14 protein-coding genes are annotated in these 17,400 nt (G+C 73.8%); 7 read left to right on the top strand and 7 right to left on the bottom strand.

Annotation, left to right across the window (positions count from 1 at the left end; all coding sequences use genetic code 11):
• Positions 1-43: 43 nt before the first annotated feature.
• From QSK03_RS23995 to QSK03_RS23985, 3 genes are all read right to left on the bottom strand, one after another.
• Positions 44-628, bottom strand: a complete 585-nt coding sequence (locus tag QSK03_RS23995; RefSeq protein WP_285657455.1) for a DUF4190 domain-containing protein — start codon at positions 626-628, stop codon at positions 44-46.
• A 290-nt stretch (positions 629-918) separates the two neighbouring features.
• Entirely contained in the window at positions 919-2,925 is a 2,007-nt protein-coding gene (locus QSK03_RS23990) for an acyl-CoA dehydrogenase family protein (RefSeq protein ID WP_285657453.1), read from the bottom strand.
• A gap of 43 nt (positions 2,926-2,968) precedes the next feature.
• On the bottom strand, positions 2,969-3,706 hold the full coding sequence (locus QSK03_RS23985) for a TetR family transcriptional regulator (protein WP_285657451.1): 738 nt from the start codon (positions 3,704-3,706) through the stop codon (positions 2,969-2,971).
• 108 nt (positions 3,707-3,814) lie between these two features.
• On the opposite strand from QSK03_RS23985, the gene QSK03_RS23980 reads away from it, so the two are divergent.
• From QSK03_RS23980 to QSK03_RS23970, 3 genes are read left to right on the top strand one after another with little or no spacing between them, the layout of a single operon-like run.
• Entirely contained in the window at positions 3,815-5,134 is a 1,320-nt protein-coding gene (locus tag QSK03_RS23980) for an acetyl-CoA C-acetyltransferase (RefSeq protein ID WP_285657450.1), read from the top strand.
• Between the two features lie 3 nt (positions 5,135-5,137).
• Positions 5,138-6,511 (top strand): 3-oxoacyl-ACP reductase, encoded by a 1,374-nt coding sequence (locus QSK03_RS23975; RefSeq protein ID WP_285657448.1) that lies wholly within the window; start codon positions 5,138-5,140, stop codon positions 6,509-6,511.
• 2 nt (positions 6,512-6,513) lie between these two features.
• Positions 6,514-7,371, top strand: coding sequence for a MaoC/PaaZ C-terminal domain-containing protein (locus QSK03_RS23970; protein ID WP_285657446.1), 858 nt, complete (start codon positions 6,514-6,516; stop codon positions 7,369-7,371).
• A 1-nt stretch (position 7,372) separates the two neighbouring features.
• Here the strand turns inward: QSK03_RS23970 and QSK03_RS23965 are convergent, their stop codons facing one another.
• Positions 7,373-8,212 (bottom strand): sortase, encoded by an 840-nt coding sequence (locus tag QSK03_RS23965; RefSeq protein ID WP_285657444.1) that lies wholly within the window; start codon positions 8,210-8,212, stop codon positions 7,373-7,375.
• Between the two features lie 495 nt (positions 8,213-8,707).
• Here QSK03_RS23965 and QSK03_RS23960 point away from each other — a divergent pair, with 495 nt between their 5' ends.
• On the top strand, positions 8,708-9,880 hold the full coding sequence (locus QSK03_RS23960; RefSeq protein ID WP_285657442.1) for a hypothetical protein: 1,173 nt from the start codon (positions 8,708-8,710) through the stop codon (positions 9,878-9,880).
• Positions 9,881-9,943: 63 nt separating this feature from the next.
• Here the strand turns inward: QSK03_RS23960 and QSK03_RS23955 are convergent, their stop codons facing one another.
• Positions 9,944-11,125 carry a zinc-dependent alcohol dehydrogenase gene (locus tag QSK03_RS23955; protein ID WP_285657440.1) on the bottom strand — a complete coding sequence of 394 codons (1,182 nt, stop codon included), beginning with the start codon at positions 11,123-11,125 and terminating at the stop codon, positions 9,944-9,946.
• 41 nt (positions 11,126-11,166) lie between these two features.
• Positions 11,167-12,189: an NADP-dependent oxidoreductase gene (locus tag QSK03_RS23950; protein WP_285657438.1), complete on the bottom strand. Its 1,023-nt coding sequence runs from the start codon at positions 12,187-12,189 to the stop codon at positions 11,167-11,169.
• Between the two features lie 198 nt (positions 12,190-12,387).
• Here QSK03_RS23950 and QSK03_RS23945 point away from each other — a divergent pair, with 198 nt between their 5' ends.
• Complete coding sequence (locus QSK03_RS23945) at positions 12,388-14,952, top strand: ATP-dependent Clp protease ATP-binding subunit (RefSeq protein ID WP_285657436.1); 2,565 nt, start codon at positions 12,388-12,390, stop codon at positions 14,950-14,952.
• Positions 14,953-15,065: 113 nt separating this feature from the next.
• Positions 15,066-15,401 (top strand): DUF1918 domain-containing protein, encoded by a 336-nt coding sequence (locus QSK03_RS23940; RefSeq protein ID WP_285657434.1) that lies wholly within the window; start codon positions 15,066-15,068, stop codon positions 15,399-15,401.
• A 110-nt stretch (positions 15,402-15,511) separates the two neighbouring features.
• Here the strand turns inward: QSK03_RS23940 and QSK03_RS23935 are convergent, their stop codons facing one another.
• On the bottom strand, positions 15,512-16,645 hold the full coding sequence (locus QSK03_RS23935) for a hypothetical protein (protein WP_285657432.1): 1,134 nt from the start codon (positions 16,643-16,645) through the stop codon (positions 15,512-15,514).
• Between the two features lie 289 nt (positions 16,646-16,934).
• On the opposite strand from QSK03_RS23935, the gene QSK03_RS23930 reads away from it, so the two are divergent.
• A complete protein-coding gene (locus QSK03_RS23930) occupies positions 16,935-17,399 on the top strand; it encodes a hypothetical protein (protein ID WP_285657430.1) in 465 nt (154 codons plus the stop codon).
• Position 17,400 lies beyond the last annotated feature (1 nt).

The following is a 17,400-nucleotide window of genomic DNA, read 5'->3' as shown; positions in this document are numbered from 1 at the left end:
GCACCAGCTCCGGTGCGGGGGCCGTCGTCGTGCGTGACGTGGGTCAGCCGCCGTCGCCCTCGGGCTGCGTGCTGCCCGGGAGCTGCTGCCCGAACTGCTGGCCGCACTGCTCGGCCGCCTGCTGCACCGCCGCCGGGTTCGGCTGGTTCGACGCGTTCGAGATGCAGTCCTGGAACTGCTGGATCGAGTTCCCGCCGCCGAAGTTCAGGAACGCGACGGCGAAGATGACCACGAGCACCTGGACGATGATGCCGATGATCAGCGTGATCCAGCCGAGAACGAGGCCCGCCATGGCGGCGCCGCCGTTCGTGGCACGGAGGGCTCGCGCTCGCCGACGGCCGACGATCCCGAAGATGATCGCGAGGAGTCCCAGGACGATCGTGAGGATGCCGAGGAACGGCACCCACACGATCAAGAACGACAGGACCGCGAGGATCCCGAAGATGACGGCCGCGACGCCCATGCCGTTCTTCGGGGCGGGCGGCGGCCCGCCGGCCGGCTGACCCCAGCCCGGTGCCGCGCCGTCGGGCCCGGCGTACGCGGGCTCGCCGTACTGCTGCTGCCCGTAGCCCGGCTGCTGGCCGTAGCCCTGTCCCTGCTGGCCGTAGCCCTCGCCCGGAGTGCTCACGTGACAGTCCTCTCGCCTTCGAACGTCCGGCCCGCCGCCGGGGGCGGCCATCGTGCCACCGGTACCCGTTCCGGTCGGAGTCCACCGAACAGGACGTCCATCGAGCGGGCGGATTTCCTGACGCTGGACGCGGTCGTCCGCCTCCGGCGCGGCAGCTCCGCTCCGCTCCGTGCCGCCCGTGGACGCCAGGCTGGCAACTCCGCCGGCGTGTCCCGCGAGCGAGCATGTGGCGATCCTGGCGTCAGACGCCAGGAAAGCCGCATTGCTCGAACACCCGTGCTCGATCCGGGTCAGCGCAGGGAGGCGGCGTGGGCGCGGGCCTCGTCCTGGCGGCGGGTCTCGGCGCCGGTGGCGATGGGGGCGCCGATCCAGCTCTCCGGGATGCCGAAGGCGTCGACGAGCGCCCGGGCGTGGGGGCGCAGGGCCTGGCAGAGGCGGTTGACCTCGGCGGTGACGGCCTTGGCGCGCGCGGCGGACATGCGCCCGTGCTCGAGGAACCAGCCCTTGTCCTCCTCGATCAGGGACAGGGCGTAGAGGTCGCACACCTGGCCCAGGAGCCGCTGCGCCGACGGGTCGACGCACGCGTCGATCGCCCGCACGAAGGCGTCCAGCACGAGGCCGTCGAGGTGGCTGCGGGCGGCGCGCAGGAGGTGGTCCTGGGCGTTGTTGAAGATCGCGAACTGGCGCTCGGCGCTGATCCCCTTCTCGCGGGCGCGACGCAGGCGGCGCACGAGCGAGTCGAGGGTGTGCTCCTCGCGGTCGTCGAGGAGCTTGACCTGCCACGAGCGGTCGAGCACGTCGTCCTCGTCGCGCCCGGGCGCCACGGCCCGCAGCCGCTCGGTGAGCTGGCGCAGCGAGGTGCGCTCGGCGACGGTGTCGAGCACCTGGTCGGCGACGAACCGCACGGTGCCCAGCGTGTCGAGGTGGCCGAAGTCGTCGGCGTAGCCCGAGATCAGGCCCTTGGCGACGAGCTGGAGCAGGACGGTGTTGTCGCCCTCGAAGGTCGTGAAGACGTCGGTGTCGGCGCGCAGCTGGCCCAGCCGGTTCTCCGACAGGTAGCCCTGCCCGCCGCACGCCTCGCGGCAGGCCTGGATGGTGGCGGTGGCGTGCCAGGTGGTCAGCGCCTTGGTGCCCGCCGCCCGCGACTCGAGCTCCCGCTGGCGCTTCTCGTCGACGTCGCCGCCGGCCTCGCGGGTGGTCTGGATGTCGTGGAGCATCTCGACGAGCTCGTTCTGCGCGAACCGCAGCGCGTAGGTCCGCGCCAGCCCGGGCAGCAGCTTGCGCTGGTGGGCGAGGTAGTCGAGCACCGCGATCTCGTCGTCGCTGCCCGGCGCCGCGAACTGCCGGCGGGCCTCGCCGTAGCGCACGGCGATCGTCTGGGCCAGCGACGCCGCGCCGACCGCGCTGCCCGAGACGCTCACGCGTCCGCGCACGAGGGCGCCGAGCATCGTGAAGAACCGCCGGTTCTCGCTCTCGATCGAGCTCGAGTACGTGCCGTCCTCGGCGACGGTGCCGTAGCGGTCGAGCAGGTTCTCGCGCGGGACCCGGACGCCGTGGAAGGCCAGGCGCCCGTTGTCGACGCCGTTGAGGCCCTCCTTGTGCCCGTCGTCAGTGATCTCGACGCCGGGCAGCACGGTGCCGTCGGGGTCCCGCAGCGGCACGAGCACGGCGTGCACGCCGTGGCGTTCGTCCCGGCTGTAGAGCTGCACGAACACCGCCGCTATCCGCCCGTCGCGGGCGGCGTTGCCGATGTAGTCCTTGCGGGCCGACTCGGTCGGGGTGTCGACGACGAACTCGCCGGTGGCCGCGTCGTAGGTCGCGGTGGTGTGCACCGACTGGACGTCCGAGCCGTGGCCGGTCTCGGTCATCGCGAAGCAGCCGGGGAGCGAGAGGTCCATGACGGCGGGCAGGTACCGCTGGTGCTGCTCGGCGTTGCCCAGCGCCTGGATCGCCCCGCCGAACAGACCCCACTGCACCCCGCTCTTGACCTGCAGCGACAGGTCCGCGAAGGCCAGCATCTCGAACGACACCACCGACCCGCCGATGTCGCCACGCCCGCCGACCGCCGTCGGGAAGCCGTGCACGGCGTGCCCGTCGTCGGCGAGGCGGGCGAGCATCTCCCCGATCGCGGCGCGGTAGCTCTCGACGTCGGTGCCCGGGTCGACGCGCAGCGTGGCGAAGTCGTCGCGGGCGCGGATCTCGTCGCGGAGGGCATGCCAGCGGCCGTCGAGGGTGCGCTGCACGGCCGCGACGGTGGCGGGGGTGACGTCGGTGACGTCGGACGAACGGGTGGTCACGGAATCCTCCGTCAGGAGCGGAAAGTGATCACCGGGTGCCCCGTCAGGAGGCGGAGGACGCCGCGGCGGGCGTCACCGTGCGAGACAGACCCGACCAGGCGAGGTCGGCGAGTTGCTCGGCGAGTCCCTCGCGGTCCAGCTCGGGGCGGTTGGCCAGCCACTGGTCGCCCGCGGCGCGGACCATGCCGACGAGGGCGTGACCCCACGTCTGGGCCGGGGCGGCGTCGCGGTTCTGACGGCGCAGCTCGGTGGAGATGATCTCTGCGATGTGGTCGCCGATGACCGTGCACAGGTCGGAGACGGGGTCCTCGTTCTCCGGCCTGTCCAGCTTCGGGGGGCGCATGACGTAGCGGTAGACCTCGGGATCGGCCTCGATCAGCCCGAGGTAGGCGTCGATGCCGGCCACGAGCGTGCGGCGGGGGTTCTCGGCCGCGTCGCGCATCGCGCCCTGCAGCTGGCCGACGAGCACGGCGGCCACCCAGTCGCAGACCGCCAGGTAGAGGTCGTTCTTGTCGGCGAAGTGGCGGTACACGACGGTCTTGCTCGTCCGCGCCTGCGCCGCCACCTGGCTCATGCCGACGTCAGCGCCGTGCGCGCGGATCGCCACGATCGTGGCCGCCGTCAGCTCGTGGCGCCGGGCCCGACGGTGCTCGTCCCAGCGGCTCGACCGCCGATCGCGGCGAGGCCGGGACCCGGACGCACCATCGCGCTCGCCGTCCCGGCCGACACCCGGCCCGGACCCCCGGCCCGCGTCGGAGTGATGTGTGGAACGGCGGCTCACGTTACCGACGGTACCTGATACTTTCGGGTAACCACGGCTCCGCAGCGCATCTCACGCCGCGGCCTTCGCCCAGCGGACCCCCGCCATCCTGCGACATCGGGAGGAATCGTGCCCTCCGCATCACCACTGCCCCGCCGCGCGGCGATCGTCGGTGCCAACCGGATCCCCTTCGCCCGCTCCAACGGCGCCTACGCCCGGGCGTCCAACCAGGACATGCTCACCTCCGCGCTCGACGGCCTCGTCGCGCGGTTCGGGCTGGCCGGCGAGCGCCTCGGCGAGGTCGTCTCCGGCGCCGTGCTCAAGCACAGCCGGGACTTCAACCTCACCCGCGAGGCCGTGCTCGGCAGCCGCCTGTCGGCCGCGACGCCGACCTACGACCTCCAGCAGGCGTGCGGCACCAGCCTGCAGACCACGCTCCAGGTCGCCAACAAGATCGCGCTCGGCCAGATCGAGAGCGGTGTCGCGTCGGGCGTCGACACCACCAGCGACGCCCCGATCGAGGTGAACGACGACCTGCGCCGCGTGCTGCTCGCGGCCAACCGCGCGAAGTCGACCGCGGGCGTGCTCAAGGCCCTCGGTGGCCTGCGGCCCGGGCAGATCGTCCCCGAGATCCCGGCGAACCGGGAGCCGCGCACCGGCATGGCGATGGGCGAGCACGCCGCCCAGACCGCCGCCGCCTGGGGCATCAGCCGCACCGCGCAGGACGAGATCACGGTGGCCAGCCACCGCCACCTGGCCGAGGCCTACGACCGCGGGTTCTTCGACGACCTCATGACGCCCTACCTGGGGCTGACGAAGGACAACAACCTGCGCGCCGACTCGACCCTCGAGGGCCTGGCCAAGCTGAAGCCGGTGTTCCGGCCCAAGGGCTACCCCGACTCCGAGGCCACGATGACCGCGGCCAACTCCACCCCGCTCACCGACGGCGCCGCGACCGTCCTGCTGGCCAGCGACGAGTGGGCCGCCGAGCGCAACCTGCCGGTACTCGCGCACTTCGTCGACGCCGAGACCGCCGCCGTCGACTACGTGCACGGCGACGAGGGCCTGCTCATGGCCCCGACCTACGCCGTGCCGCGCCTGCTCGAGCGCCAGGGCCTCACGCTGCAGGACTTCGACTTCTACGAGTTCCACGAGGCGTTCGCCTCGACGATCCTCGCGACGTTCGCGGCGTGGGAGGACCCGAAGTTCTGCAAGGAGCGCCTCGGCCTCGACGGGCCGCTGGGCACGTTCGACAAGTCGAAGCTGAACGTCGCCGGGTCGTCGCTGGCCACCGGCCACCCGTTCGCGGCCACCGGCGCCCGCATCGTCCCGACCCTGGCGAAGCTGCTGGCGGAGAAGTCGGCCCAGGAAGGATCGGACACAGTCCGGGGCCTCATCTCGATCTGCGCGGCCGGCGGCCAGGGCGTCGTCGCGATCCTGGAGGCCTGAGACATGAGCAACGACTGGTACTCCGACTTCGTCAACTCCGGTGTCGGCAGGTCGATCGCCGGCACCGTCGGCCTGCCGCCCGTCCCGCGGCTGCGCCGCTACGAGCCCGGGCAGCCGCTGCTCTCCGGTGCCGCGCTGCTCGGCACGGCGACCGCCGACGGCCGCGTCGCCAAGGTCGTGCGCTCGCTGCTGACCGACGTCGGCGTCGAGGTCCACGACGACCCGCACGCGGCCATCGGCGGCGGCAGCTCCACGTCCAAGGTCGCCGCCGGCATCGTCGACGCGACCGGCCTGTCGTCGCCGTCCGACCTCGCCGAGGTGCAGGCCTTCCTGACCCCGGTGATGCGCCGCATCGGCCCGTCCGGGCGCATCCTCGTGATCGGCGACGTGCCGGGCGAGGCCACGTCCCCGGCCGTGCGCGCGGCCCGCCGGTCCCTCGAGGGCCTCGTGCGCTCGGCGGGCAAGGAGGCCCGCTACGGGGCGACGGTCAACCTGCTCCACGTCGCCGACGGTGCGGAGAACGACCTCGAGTCGACGCTGCGCTTCTTCCTGTCCTCGCGCTCTGCCTTCGTCGACGGCCAGCGCCTCGACGTCGGCACGGTGCCCGGGTTCTCGGGCTCCAGCCAGGGCGTCGACTGGGACAGGCCGCTCGCCGGGCGCACCGCCGTCGTCACCGGTGCCGCGCGGGGCATCGGCGCGACCGTCGCGAAGACGCTGCGCCGTGACGGCGCGACGGTGATCTGCGTCGACGTTCCGGCCGCGGGCGACGCGCTCGCCCGCACGGCCAACGACGTCGGCGGCAGCGCGCTGCAGCTCGACATCACCGCCGACCACGCGCCGGCGACGCTGCTCGACCACGCCGGACGCCACGGCGGCCTGGACATCGTCGTGCACAACGCGGGCATCACCCGCGACAAGCTGCTCGCCAACCAGGACCGCGACCGCTGGAACTCGGTCATCGACGTCAACCTCAACGCCCAGCTCGCGATCAACGACGCGCTGCTGGCGTCGGACGTGTTCCACCGCGGGGGGCGCATCGTCACCGTCTCGTCGATGGCCGGCATCGCCGGTAACCGCGGCCAGACCGCGTACGGCGCCTCGAAGGCGGGCGTCATCGGCATGGTCGACGCGACCGCCCCGCTGCTCGTCGAGAAGGACGCGACGATCAACGCCGTCGCGCCGGGCTTCATCGAGACGGCGATGACCGCCGCGATGCCCGTCGGCACCCGCGAGGCCGGCCGCCGGCTCTCGTCGATGACGCAGGGCGGGCTGCCGGTCGACGTCGCCGAGACGATCGCCTGGTTCGCGCAGGGCGCCTCGTACGCGGTCAACGGGCAGGTGCTGCGCGTCGACGGCCAGAACTTCCTGGGGGCGTAGGAATGGGCACCGAGACCCTCGACGCGTCGCCCACCCTCGGCGTGCTCTACGGGCGCGCGCTGCTCACGGCCCGGTCGGGCGGGCAGACCCTGCCCGACCGGCAGCTGGAGCTCGCCGGGGTGCGCATCGACGCCTCGCTCGTCGCCGACTACGACCACGTCTGCGGGTTCGCCGTCGGCGGCGACGTGCCGCCGACCTACCCGCACATGCTGGCGTTCCCCCTGCAGATGCGGCTGATGACCGACCGCGAGTTCCCCCTGCCCGCCCCGGGGATGGTGCACCTGCGCAACGTCATCACCCAGGTGCGGCCGCCGCTGGTCGGTGAGCCCCTGCGCGTCGCCGTGCACGCCGAGCGCCTCGCCGCGCACCCCAAGGGCGCGCAGGTCGACCTCGTCACGGCGGTCACCGACGGTGACGGCGCGGAGATCTGGGGCTCGCGCAGCACCTACTTCGTGCGCGGCGCCACGGCCCCGGACGGCGACCAGCCCAGCGCGCCGCCGGAGCCCGACCCGCACGTCGGTCGCCTCCCGCACGCGGTCTGGACCGTCCCCGGCGACATCGGCAGGCGCTACGCCGCGGTGTCCGGCGACGTGAACCCCATCCACGTCAACGGCCTCGCGGCGAAGGCGTTCGGGATGCCCGGCACCATCGCCCACGGCATGTGGACCAAGGCCCGCGCGCTGGCCGCCCTCGCCGGCCGGTACGGGCCCGCGTTCACCGTCGACGTCGTGTTCAAGGCCCCGGTCCGCGCGCCGTCGACGGCGTGGTTCCACACGGCCGCGGCCGACGGCGGCTGGGACGCGAAGCTGGTGAGCCCGAAGGGCCGCGACCACCTCCTGCTCACCCTCCGCGAGGCGTGAGCTAGCGGGGCCGGCTGCCCGTGAGCTCGGCGTAGACCACGAACCGGCGGTCCTCGTCGGCCACGGTCGTCGGGGTCGTCAGCGTCAGCGTCGACGTGCCCTGCGGCCGGCGGTCGACGGGGCGCGAGTCGAGGATGCCCAGGTCGGTCGGCAGGACGACCTCGCTGGTCAGGACCCGGTAGGTGAGCTCCGTGGTCCGGGTCCGGACCGCGAGCTCGTCGCCCGGCAGGAGGCGGGGCAGGTCCCCGAACAGGGCGGGCAGCCGGCGCCCGGCGATCGCGGTGTTGCCGGGCGTTCCGATCGGCGCCATCCCCGGGTAGAGCCCGGGGCCCGCCGCCAGCGCGGCCGGCGAGACCCCGCGGGCGACCGTCCACATCCGGCCCAGCCGGGGCGCGCTCAGCTGGAGCACCGGGGCGACCGCCGCGCCGGGGACGGCGAGGCTCGCGGCGGCGCTCGCGGGGACGTCGCCGGGCAGCTCGCTCAGCGGGCTCTCGTCGCGCGCGAGCGCGGGGTCGGGGCCGGGCGCGGCCCAGGTCCGCGTCAGTTCGGCGCCGAGAGCCAGCTGCGCCTTGTTCACGGCCCGCGCCGGCGCCGCCCGCAGGTCGAGGAGCACGACGGCGGCGGCCAGCAGCGCGAGGACCACGAGCGCGCCCGCGACGACGCTCAGCGTGCGCTCGCGGCGGCGGGCCCGCTCCTTGGCCTCCTCGCCCCCGAAGCGGTGGCGGCCGCGGTCGACGACCTCGTCGGCGTCGGGAACACGGACGATCTCGTCGACGACCAGCGAGCGGACGCGGGTCTCCGCGGTCGTGCCCGACCGGTCCAGCATCGAACCTGCCGCCACATCCCCTCCCCCGGTCCTCGCGTGATCTCGGAGTGAAAGCTAGCCAGGTCCCGGTGCACCGTCGGGACGACACCACCGCCGGGGATCCGGCCCCGAGATCGGCGGAACGTGAGGATCGGCGACACCCGGACCGCCCGAACGAGTGAGTGCCGTCGCCTCGGCATGATCGTTGACGGGGCCTCGTCGAGGCGTCGCGGTGACGCAGACGACGTCGCCCCTCCCGTGTGGGGCCGGGTCCGCCTTGAGCGCCGGACGTCGTGCGATCGCCGGGCGGTCGGTTCGTGACGCCCAGAGGCAGTCCGAACGAGTCACGGCCACCCGGACCCCACTGTTGCGCCGTCTGCGCCAGCGGTGGACGAACGAACGGCGCTCTCGCTGCTTCCGAGGCAGCGAGAGCTCCGTTCGTTTCCCAGCGAGGCCCCCGGGACGGGACGTCCGGCACGGACCGGACGCCCACACCGGGCGCTCACCGGGACGCGGTGAGCCTCGGTACCCGTGCCCCTCGCCGACCCCGCGCCCGCTCCGGCACGTCGGCGGCACGCCCGTCCGCGCCCGGTGCTCCGCGTCCTGGGCCGGGTCGCGGCGGTCCTGCTCGTCCTGGTGCTCGTGCTCGCGGCGGTCACCGCCCCGTCGCTCGCGCACGCCCTGACGCGGCCCGGTAGCGACGGGGTCGCGGCGCGCCTCGCGGAGTGGGGGCGGGACCACGGGCTCGGCGGGGTGGTGACGTGGCTGGAGGCCCGGGAGTACGACGCGCACCCGCCGCCGGTGGGCGGGGAACCGCCCGGCGGCATCCCGCGCGCGGACGGCACCGGGACGCTGCGCGCCGGGACCCGTCCGGTGCCGCCGCGCCTGCCGCCGCCGGCGGGACTCGCGCCGCTGCCGGGCGAGGGGCAGTGGCAGACCGTCGTCACGACACCGCACGGCGACGCGGTGCGCGTGGCCTCGGTCCGCCCCGACGCGGCCCACACCTCGCTCGTCGCGGGCGTGCTGTGGATGGACCCGGGCCTCGTCCGCGGCGTCCTGCACCCGGGTTCGGAGGACCCCGGCGGCGCCTGGCGCACCCCCGACGTGATCGCGTCGGCCGAGCAGCGCAGCGTCGTCGCCGCGTTCTCCGCCGGCTTCCGGCTGCAGGGCGACAGCCACGGCGGCTGGTTCGCCGAGGGCCGCGCGGCCCGGCCGCTGGTGCCCGGGGCGGCGAGCCTCGTGATCCGCGCGGACGGATCGGCCGACGTCGGGACCTGGGGCGACGAGGTCCGTTCCGGTCCCGACGTCGCCGCCGTGCGGCAGAACCTCGTGATGCTTGTCGACGACGGCGCGGTGAACCCGACCTGCGCCACCGGCGGGACCGCCGAGTGGGGCTCCACGGTCGGGCAGGCCGCGTTCATCCACCGCTCCGCGTTCGGGGTCACCGCCGACGGCGCGGAGGTCTACGTCGGCGGGCCGGCGCTGTCGGTGTGCACGCTCGGCGACCTGCTCCGCTCCGCCGGCGTCGTGCGCGGCATGGAGCTCGACATCAACCCGAACTGGGTCTCGGGCTCCTGGTTCCGCCCGACCGGCGGGCCCCACCCGCCCGCGTTCCGCCTCTTCCCGGACGAGCAGGTCGCCCCGACGCACTACGAGACGCCGTCGAGCCGCGACTTCGTCTCGTTCGACCTGCGGGTGCGCTGACGCGCATGTGAGCAGTTCGGAGTGCCTGAGCACTCCGAACTGCTCACGAGCGCGGAGCGCACCTCAGGGCGCGAGCACGACCTTGATGCACTCGTCCTGCTTCTTCTGGAAGATCTCGTATCCGTGCGCCGCGGACTCGAGCGGCAGGCGGTGGGTCTCCAGGTCGTGCACGCCGAGCGGGTCGTCCTCGGTGAGCAGCGGCAGGATCTCGGGGATCCAGCGCTTCACGTGGGCCTGGCCCATCTGCAGCGAGATGCCCTTGTCGAAGATCTTCAGCATGTTGATCGGGTCGGCGGTCCCGCCGTAGACGCCCGAGAGCGAGACGACGCCGGCGCGGCGCACCGCGTCGACGGCCCCGACGAGCGCGGCGGTGCGGTCGACGCCCGCGACCTGCATGATCGGCGCGGAGATCGCGTCCGGGAGCCTGTTGACGACCTTCTGCGCGATCTCCGGGATCGCGGAGCCGCCGTGGGCCTCCATGCCGACGGCGTCGATCGCGGAGTCGGTGCCCCGGCCGTCGGTGAGGTCGCGGATCGCGGCGGTGACGTCGTCGACGCGGCCGGAGTCGATCACCTCGATGCCGTGCCGGCGGGCCATGGCGAGGCGCTCCGGCACGCTGTCGACGGCGATGGCCCGGTAGCCGCGGTGGCGGGCGATCCGGGCGGCCATCTGCCCGATCGGGCCGAGCCCGAAGACCGCGACGCTGCCGCCGTCGGGGACGCGCGCGTACTCGACGCCCTGCCACGCGGTCGGCAGCACGTCGGAGAGGTAGAGGAAGCGCTCGTCGGCCGGGCCGTCCGGGACCTTGATCGGCCCGAACTGCGCCTGGGGGACGCGCAGGTACTCGGCCTGCCCGCCCGCGACCTGCCCGTAGAGCTTCGTGAAGCCGAACAGCGACGCGCCCATCCCCTGGTCGCGGTTCTGGGTCGTCTCACAGGCCGCGAACCACTGGCGCTCGCACATCCAGCAGTGCCCGCAGGAGATGGTGAAGGGGACGACGACGCGGTCGCCCACCTGCAGGTCACCGGTCTCGGAGCCGACCTCCTCGACGACGCCCATCGGCTCGTGGCCGAGGATGTCGCCCTGGGCGAGGAACGGCCCGAGGACCTCGTAGAGGTGCAGGTCGGACCCGCAGATCGCGCTGCTCGTGACCCGGATGACCGCGTCGGTCGGCGCCTGGATGGTCGGGTCCGGCACGGTCTCGACGCGGACGTCGCCGGGGCCCTGCCACGTGAGTGCTCGCATGGCTTCGGCTCCCCGACGCCGCCGTGCCCCGAAACAGTGCGCTACACCGAGACGATCATCTTCCCGGTGTTCTCACCGCGGAGCATGCCGCGGAACGCCTCGACGGCGTGGTCGATGCCCTCGACGACGGTCTCGGCGAACGTCACCCGACCGTCGGCGACCCAGGGCGTGACCTCCTCGAGGAACGGCCGCATCCGGTCGATCGAGTCGGTGACGATGAAGCCCTCGATGCGCAGGCGCTTCTTGACGATCTGGAAGAGGTTGCTCGGCCCGGGGGTCGGGTCCTCGTCGGTGTCGTTGTAGTGCGCGATCGCCCCGCACGCGGCCACACGGGCGAAGTCGTGGGCGCAGGCGATCGCGGCCTCGAGGTGGTCGGCGCCGACGTTGTCGAAGTAGACGTCGAGGCCGTCGGGCATGGCCGCGCGGAGCTGGTCGACGACCGGGCCGTCCTTGTAGTTGAACGCCGCGTCGTAGCCGAGCTCGCCCGTGAGCCAGGAGACCTTCTCGGCGCTCCCCGCACTGCCGACGACACGCGAGGCGCCCTTGAGCTTCGCGAGCTGGCCCACGAGGCTGCCGACCGCCCCGGCTGCCCCGGAGACCAACACGGCGTCGCCCTCGCGGAACGACGCCTTGTCCAGCAGCCCGACCCAGGCGGTGAGGCCGGGCACGCCGAGCACGCCGAGGTAGGCGCGGTGGCTCACGCCGTCGGGCGGGGCGACCTTCTGCACCTGCTTCGCGGGCGCGATGCCGTGGGTGCGCCAGGCGAGGTTGCACACCACGATGTCGCCCGCCGCGACGTCGCCGCTGTTGCTCGCGATCACCTCGCCGACCGCCCGCCCGTCCATCGGCTCGTCCAGCGCGAACGGGGCGACGTAGGACGGGACGTCGTTCATCCGTCCCCGCATGTAGGGGTCGACGGAGAAGTCGTGGACGGCCACCAGGACCTCGCCGTCCCCGGCCTCGCCGAGGTCGCGGTCGACCAGCGCGAAGTCGTCGGGCTCGGGCATGCCGTGGGGGCGGCGGACGAGGTGGACCTCGCGGGCGGTGACGGTCGCGGTGCTCATGCGGCCAGGCTTCCCACGCGCAGGGGTGGCGACGCCGTGACGCGGGTAGCCCTCGACTTGAGCCACGGTGACTCACCCCCCACGGTGTGACATGAGTCCACCTGACTCAGGAATGAATGTCCGGCTGATGTTGCTGACCAGGTCAGTGCCGGCATCACCGCCGGCTCGAACTTCTGCTAGACCCTGATGAGGAGCTACATGACCAGCGCCTTCGGGCCCGGTGGTCCCGGGTCCGGCCCGTTCGACGACTTCCTCGCGAGCTTCCTGGGCGGAGCGTCCCCGCGCGGTGTCCAGCGCATCGACATCACCCAGCTCATGACCGAGCCGGCGCGTCAGCTCGTCGGTGCCGCAGCGCAACAGGCCGCCGAGCGGGGCAACCCCGACCTCGACGCGTGGCACCTGCTGCTCGTCGTGACGCAGGTGCCGCCGCTGCGCCAGCTGCTCTCCGGTGCCGGCGCCGACGTCGACGCGCTGGCGCGCACCGCCGACGAGCAGCTGCCCCGCGGCGAGGAGCGCACGGAGGCCCCGTCGCTCACCCCGACGGCGAAGCGCACCCTGCTCGACGCGCACCAGATCTCCCGAGCCCTCGGCTCGAGCTACATCGGCCCCGAGCACATCGTGCTCGCGCTGGCCGCGAACAACGACAGCCCGGTGGGCCGCGCGCTCGGCGCCCAGGGCGTCACCCCGCAGTCGCTGCAGCGCTCCGCCGCGTCCGGCGGGCAGCGCCCGAGCGGCGGCGGCGCCGGGGGCGGTGCCGGCGGCCAGGCCGCCGACTCCGACACCCCGACCGTCGACCAGTTCGGCGTCGACCTGACCGCCAAGGCGCGGGCCGGCGAGCTGGACCCGGTCGTGGGGCGTGAGGACGAGGTCGACCAGACCATCGAGGTCCTCTCGCGCCGCACCAAGAACAACCCCGTCCTCATCGGCGAGGCGGGCGTCGGCAAGACCGCGGTCGTCGAGGGCATCGCCCAGCGCATCGTGTCCGGCGACGTCCCCGAGCAGCTCGAGGGCAAGCGCATCGTCCAGCTCGACCTGTCGGGCATGGTCGCGGGCACCCGCTACCGGGGTGACTTCGAGGAGCGGATGACCAAGCTGGTCGCCGAGATCCGCGAGCACTCGCAGGAGCTGATCGTCTTCATCGACGAGCTGCACACCATGGTCGGTGCCGGCGGCTCGTCGGAGGGCGGCATGGACGCCGGCAACATCCTCAAGCCGGCCCTGGCCCGCGGCGAGCTGCACATCGTCGGCGCGACGACGCTCGACGAGTACCGGCAGTCGATCGAGAAGGACGCCGCGCTCGAGCGCCGCTTCCAGCCGGTGATGGTGCCCGAGCCGTCGGTCGCGGACACGATCGCGATCCTGCACGGGCTGCGCGACCGGTACGAGGCGCACCACCAGGTGCGGTTCACCGACGAGGCGCTGACCGCGGCGGCGGAGCTCTCCGAGCGCTACGTCACCGACCGGTTCCTGCCCGACAAGGCGATCGACCTCGTCGACCAGTCCGGGGCGCGCAAGCGGCTGCAGGCCAAGGGCCCGCACACCGACTCGCGCGAGCTCGAGCGCAAGCTCGAGTCGCTGACCCGCGACAAGGACCAGGCCGTCGCCGACGAGGACTACGAGCGCGCCGGCGCGCTGCGCGACGAGATCACGCAGACGCAGAGCCGGCTCGAGCAGGCCCGCACCGACCGGCGGTCGGACCACCCGGCCGTGCTCGAGGTGACGGTCTCCGACATCGCCGAGATCGTCGCGCGCTCGACGGGCATCCCGGTCAGCCAGCTCACCGAGACCGAGCGGGACCGCCTGCTCAAGCTCGAAGAGCAGCTGCACGAGCGGGTCGTCGGCCAGGACGACGCGGTCCGCGCGATCGCCGAGGCCGTCCGCCGCTCGCGGGCCGGGCTCGACGACCCGGACCGGCCGATCGGCAGCTTCCTGTTCCTCGGCCCGACCGGCGTCGGCAAGACCGAGCTCGCCAAGGCCCTGGCCGCGACGATGTTCGGCGACGAGGACCGCATGGTCCGCGTCGACATGAGCGAGTACTCCGAGCGGCACACCGTGTCGCGACTGATCGGGTCGCCCCCCGGCTACGTCGGGTACGGCGAGGCCGGCCAGCTCACCGAGGAGATCCGCCGCCGGCCGTACTCGGTGGTGCTGCTCGACGAGATGGAGAAGGCCCACCCGGACGTCTTCAACACGCTGCTGCAGGTGCTGGACGACGGGCGGCTGACCGACTCGCAGGGCCGCACGGTCGACTTCCGCAACACGGTGCTGATCATGACCAGCAACGTGGGGTCGGAGCTGATCACCACGAACACGCAGGCGCTCGGCTTCGCCCCGTCGAACGTCGACCCGGCGCAGTCCCTGCAGGAGCGGCTGATGCCGCGGCTGCGGGAGTCGTTCCGGCCCGAGTTCCTCAACCGGATCGACGAGGTCATCGTCTTCCAGCGGCTCGACGAGGAGCAGCTGCGGCGGATCACCGACCTGATCCTCGACGAGACGCGCGAGCGCCTCGACGCGCAGGACATCGGGTTCGCGATCACCGAGGCCGCCGTCGACCGCCTGGCCGAGCTGGGCTTCCAGCCCGAGTTCGGGGCCCGGCCGCTGCGCCGGACCATCCAGCGCCAGGTCGGCAACCGGCTCTCGTCGATGCTGCTCGGCGACGAACTGCACGGCGGGCAGACGGTCACGGTCGACGTCGCGGACGGCGAGCTGACGTTCGGGGTCGCCGAGACCCCGACCGAGGCCGCGCCGGTCGCCGCCGGCTGACGCACGGCCCGTTCTGAGCGAAGGGCACCTTCGATCGAGGAGATCGAGCGAAGGTGCCCTTCGCTCGTTCCGGGTACCTGCCCGACGACACCGTCCGAGGAGGAGGAACCCCTGTGAGCGCGTCCGTCGGCGACCGCATCCGCCTGCACGCCAACACCACCGACGTCCCCGACCGCGTCGGCACCGTGGTGGCCGTGCTCGGCGAGGACGGGCCGCCCTACCGCGTCCGGTTCGACAGCGGCGAGGAGACCATCGTGACGCCCGGCCCGGACGCGACGATCGAGACCGGGTCCGTGTCGGACAAGCTCGGTGTCGCCGCGGAGCGGGCCGGGGAGACGGCGAGCGAGGTCGCCGACGCCGCCCGCGAGAAGGCCGGCGAGGCTGCCGGCACCGCGGCGCGGGCCGTGGCGGGGATCGCCGACGACGTCGCGAAGCGTTTCGAGCGCTGAGTCCCGTGCCCCGGCGGTTACTGGCTGGTATCACTCGCCTGGCGAGGGATACCAGCCAGTAGGCCGCGGAGCCGGGCGGCGACACCTCGCCGGGGAGGCGGCACCCGGGGTCAGTGACCGCTGCTCGACCCGGTGCCCGCGCCGGAGGTGGTCCCGCTGCCCGCGCCCGTGTCGGACGAGGTGCCTGTGTCCGTCCCGGTCGCCGTGCCGTGGTCGTGGTGCCCGGCGTCCGAATCGGGCGTCGGGCCGTGCTCGGTGACGACGGTCCCGTCGGCCGGGTCCGTCGGGTCCGCCGGGTCGGTGCCCGTCGTCGTCCCGGTCCCGTGCTCCGGGGCCGCGGGGTGGGGGTGCGTGGGGTCGACGGCGACGCCGCCGGGCAGGTGCACCGGCTCGCGGCTCGTGGCTCCGTCGGGGTTCGCGACGGTGCCGTCCGCGCGGGTGATCGAGCCGTCGTCGTTGACGGTCTCGCCCGGCTTCGCGTCGTAGCGGGACGCGAAGGTGCCGTCCTCGCGCCAGACGTCGACGTGCCCGCCCGGGGTGATGAGCGTGGCCGTGCCGTCGTAGTTGAAGACGACCCGCAGGTCGGGGTTGGCCGGCGTCACGGTGCCGTCGGGGTTGATCGTGAAGCCGGGGACCGCGACGTCGCCGCCGTAGGGCGTGGAGACGGTGCTCGGCGGGATCACGATCGCCGTCCGCGGGGTGCCGTCGGCGTTCCGGACCGTGCCGTCGGCCAGGACGATCGAGCCGTCGGGACCCCGGTGGGCGCCGGCGGGCAGGGCCGTCGCGGGCGCACGCTCCACACCGTCGGCCCCGACGACGCGCCCGTCGGACAGCAGGATCGTGCCGTCGTAGTTGTAACGGCCTGTCACGGGCTCCGCGTGCCCGCCGGGCGTCGCCGGCTGACCGGCGCCGCCACCCGGGCCGGAGCCACCGCCCGCCACGGAACCGCCGCTCACGACCGCATCACCGCCGCCCGCACCGGGCACGCCGCCGCCGGGGCCACCCGCGCCACCGTCGGGCCCCGACACGGGTCCCGCCCCGTCGACCGACACGGGCCGCGCGCACCCGGACGCGGCGATCGCGGCGGTCGGCCCGCACACCATCGGCCCCTGGGTGCCGTCGGGCGTCGAGGAGCTGTTCGACGCGAGGGCCACGGCACCGCCGATCGCCCCGCCGACGACGACGGTCGCGACCGCGGCCACGGCCCACGTGGCGATCCGCCCGGCCCCGCGCGTCCGCGTCACCCCCGACGTCACGACCGACGCCCCGCGCCGAGGCGGCGGTACCGGCGGCGACGCGGGCCGACTGCCGGCCACCGGGCGCACCGAGGGGGCGGGTGGGCTGGGGGGTCGTGCGCATCGTCGGAGCTCCTCGGCGGGTCGGGCCCGACCGCTGCGGCCGGGCACCGAGAAGCCTCCGCGGCACCGCCGCACCCGACGATCACGTGCGCCCTACCCGGAGCGCGGGACAGCCCTACTTCTCACCCGTCCGGACCTCTCGATCACCGGCTGCCGCTCACATAGAGTGACGATCGTGACCGAGCCCTGGGGCCAGCCGCCGCCACCCGGACCACCACCCGGACCTCCACCGCCTCCGCCCCCGCCGGTGGAGCACCACGTGCACCACCACCACGAGGAACAGGACGGCTTCGTCTCCGAGCTCTTCGACGGCGACGACCACCACCGGCACCGGACCCACCGCACCACGCACGGCGGGGTGGGACCAGGGGACGTCCTGCACCAGCGGGTGCGCACCCGCTTCGGGCGCACCATGGACGTCGGCGACCTGCTGTCGTGGCTGGACTTCCGCGTCACCGAGCTGCACGCGGCCGTGCTCGAGCCCGAGCGGCACCCCTCGCGCGTGGCCGGGTCGCCGGTGCGCATGTCGGGGCTCGACGCGCTCCTCAACACCGACGCGACGGCGTTCCGGACGCTCACCGAGCTCGGCGAGCGGATGGCGCGGATCGAGGAGAAGCTCGACCGGCTGCTGGAGAAGTAGG

The organism is Actinomycetospora sp. NBRC 106375, assembly GCF_030269665.1.
GTDB lineage: Bacteria > Actinomycetota > Actinomycetes > Mycobacteriales > Pseudonocardiaceae > Actinomycetospora.
The sequence above is the reverse complement of the archived record's forward strand: the minus strand, read 5'-3'. Positions and strand labels throughout refer to the sequence as shown.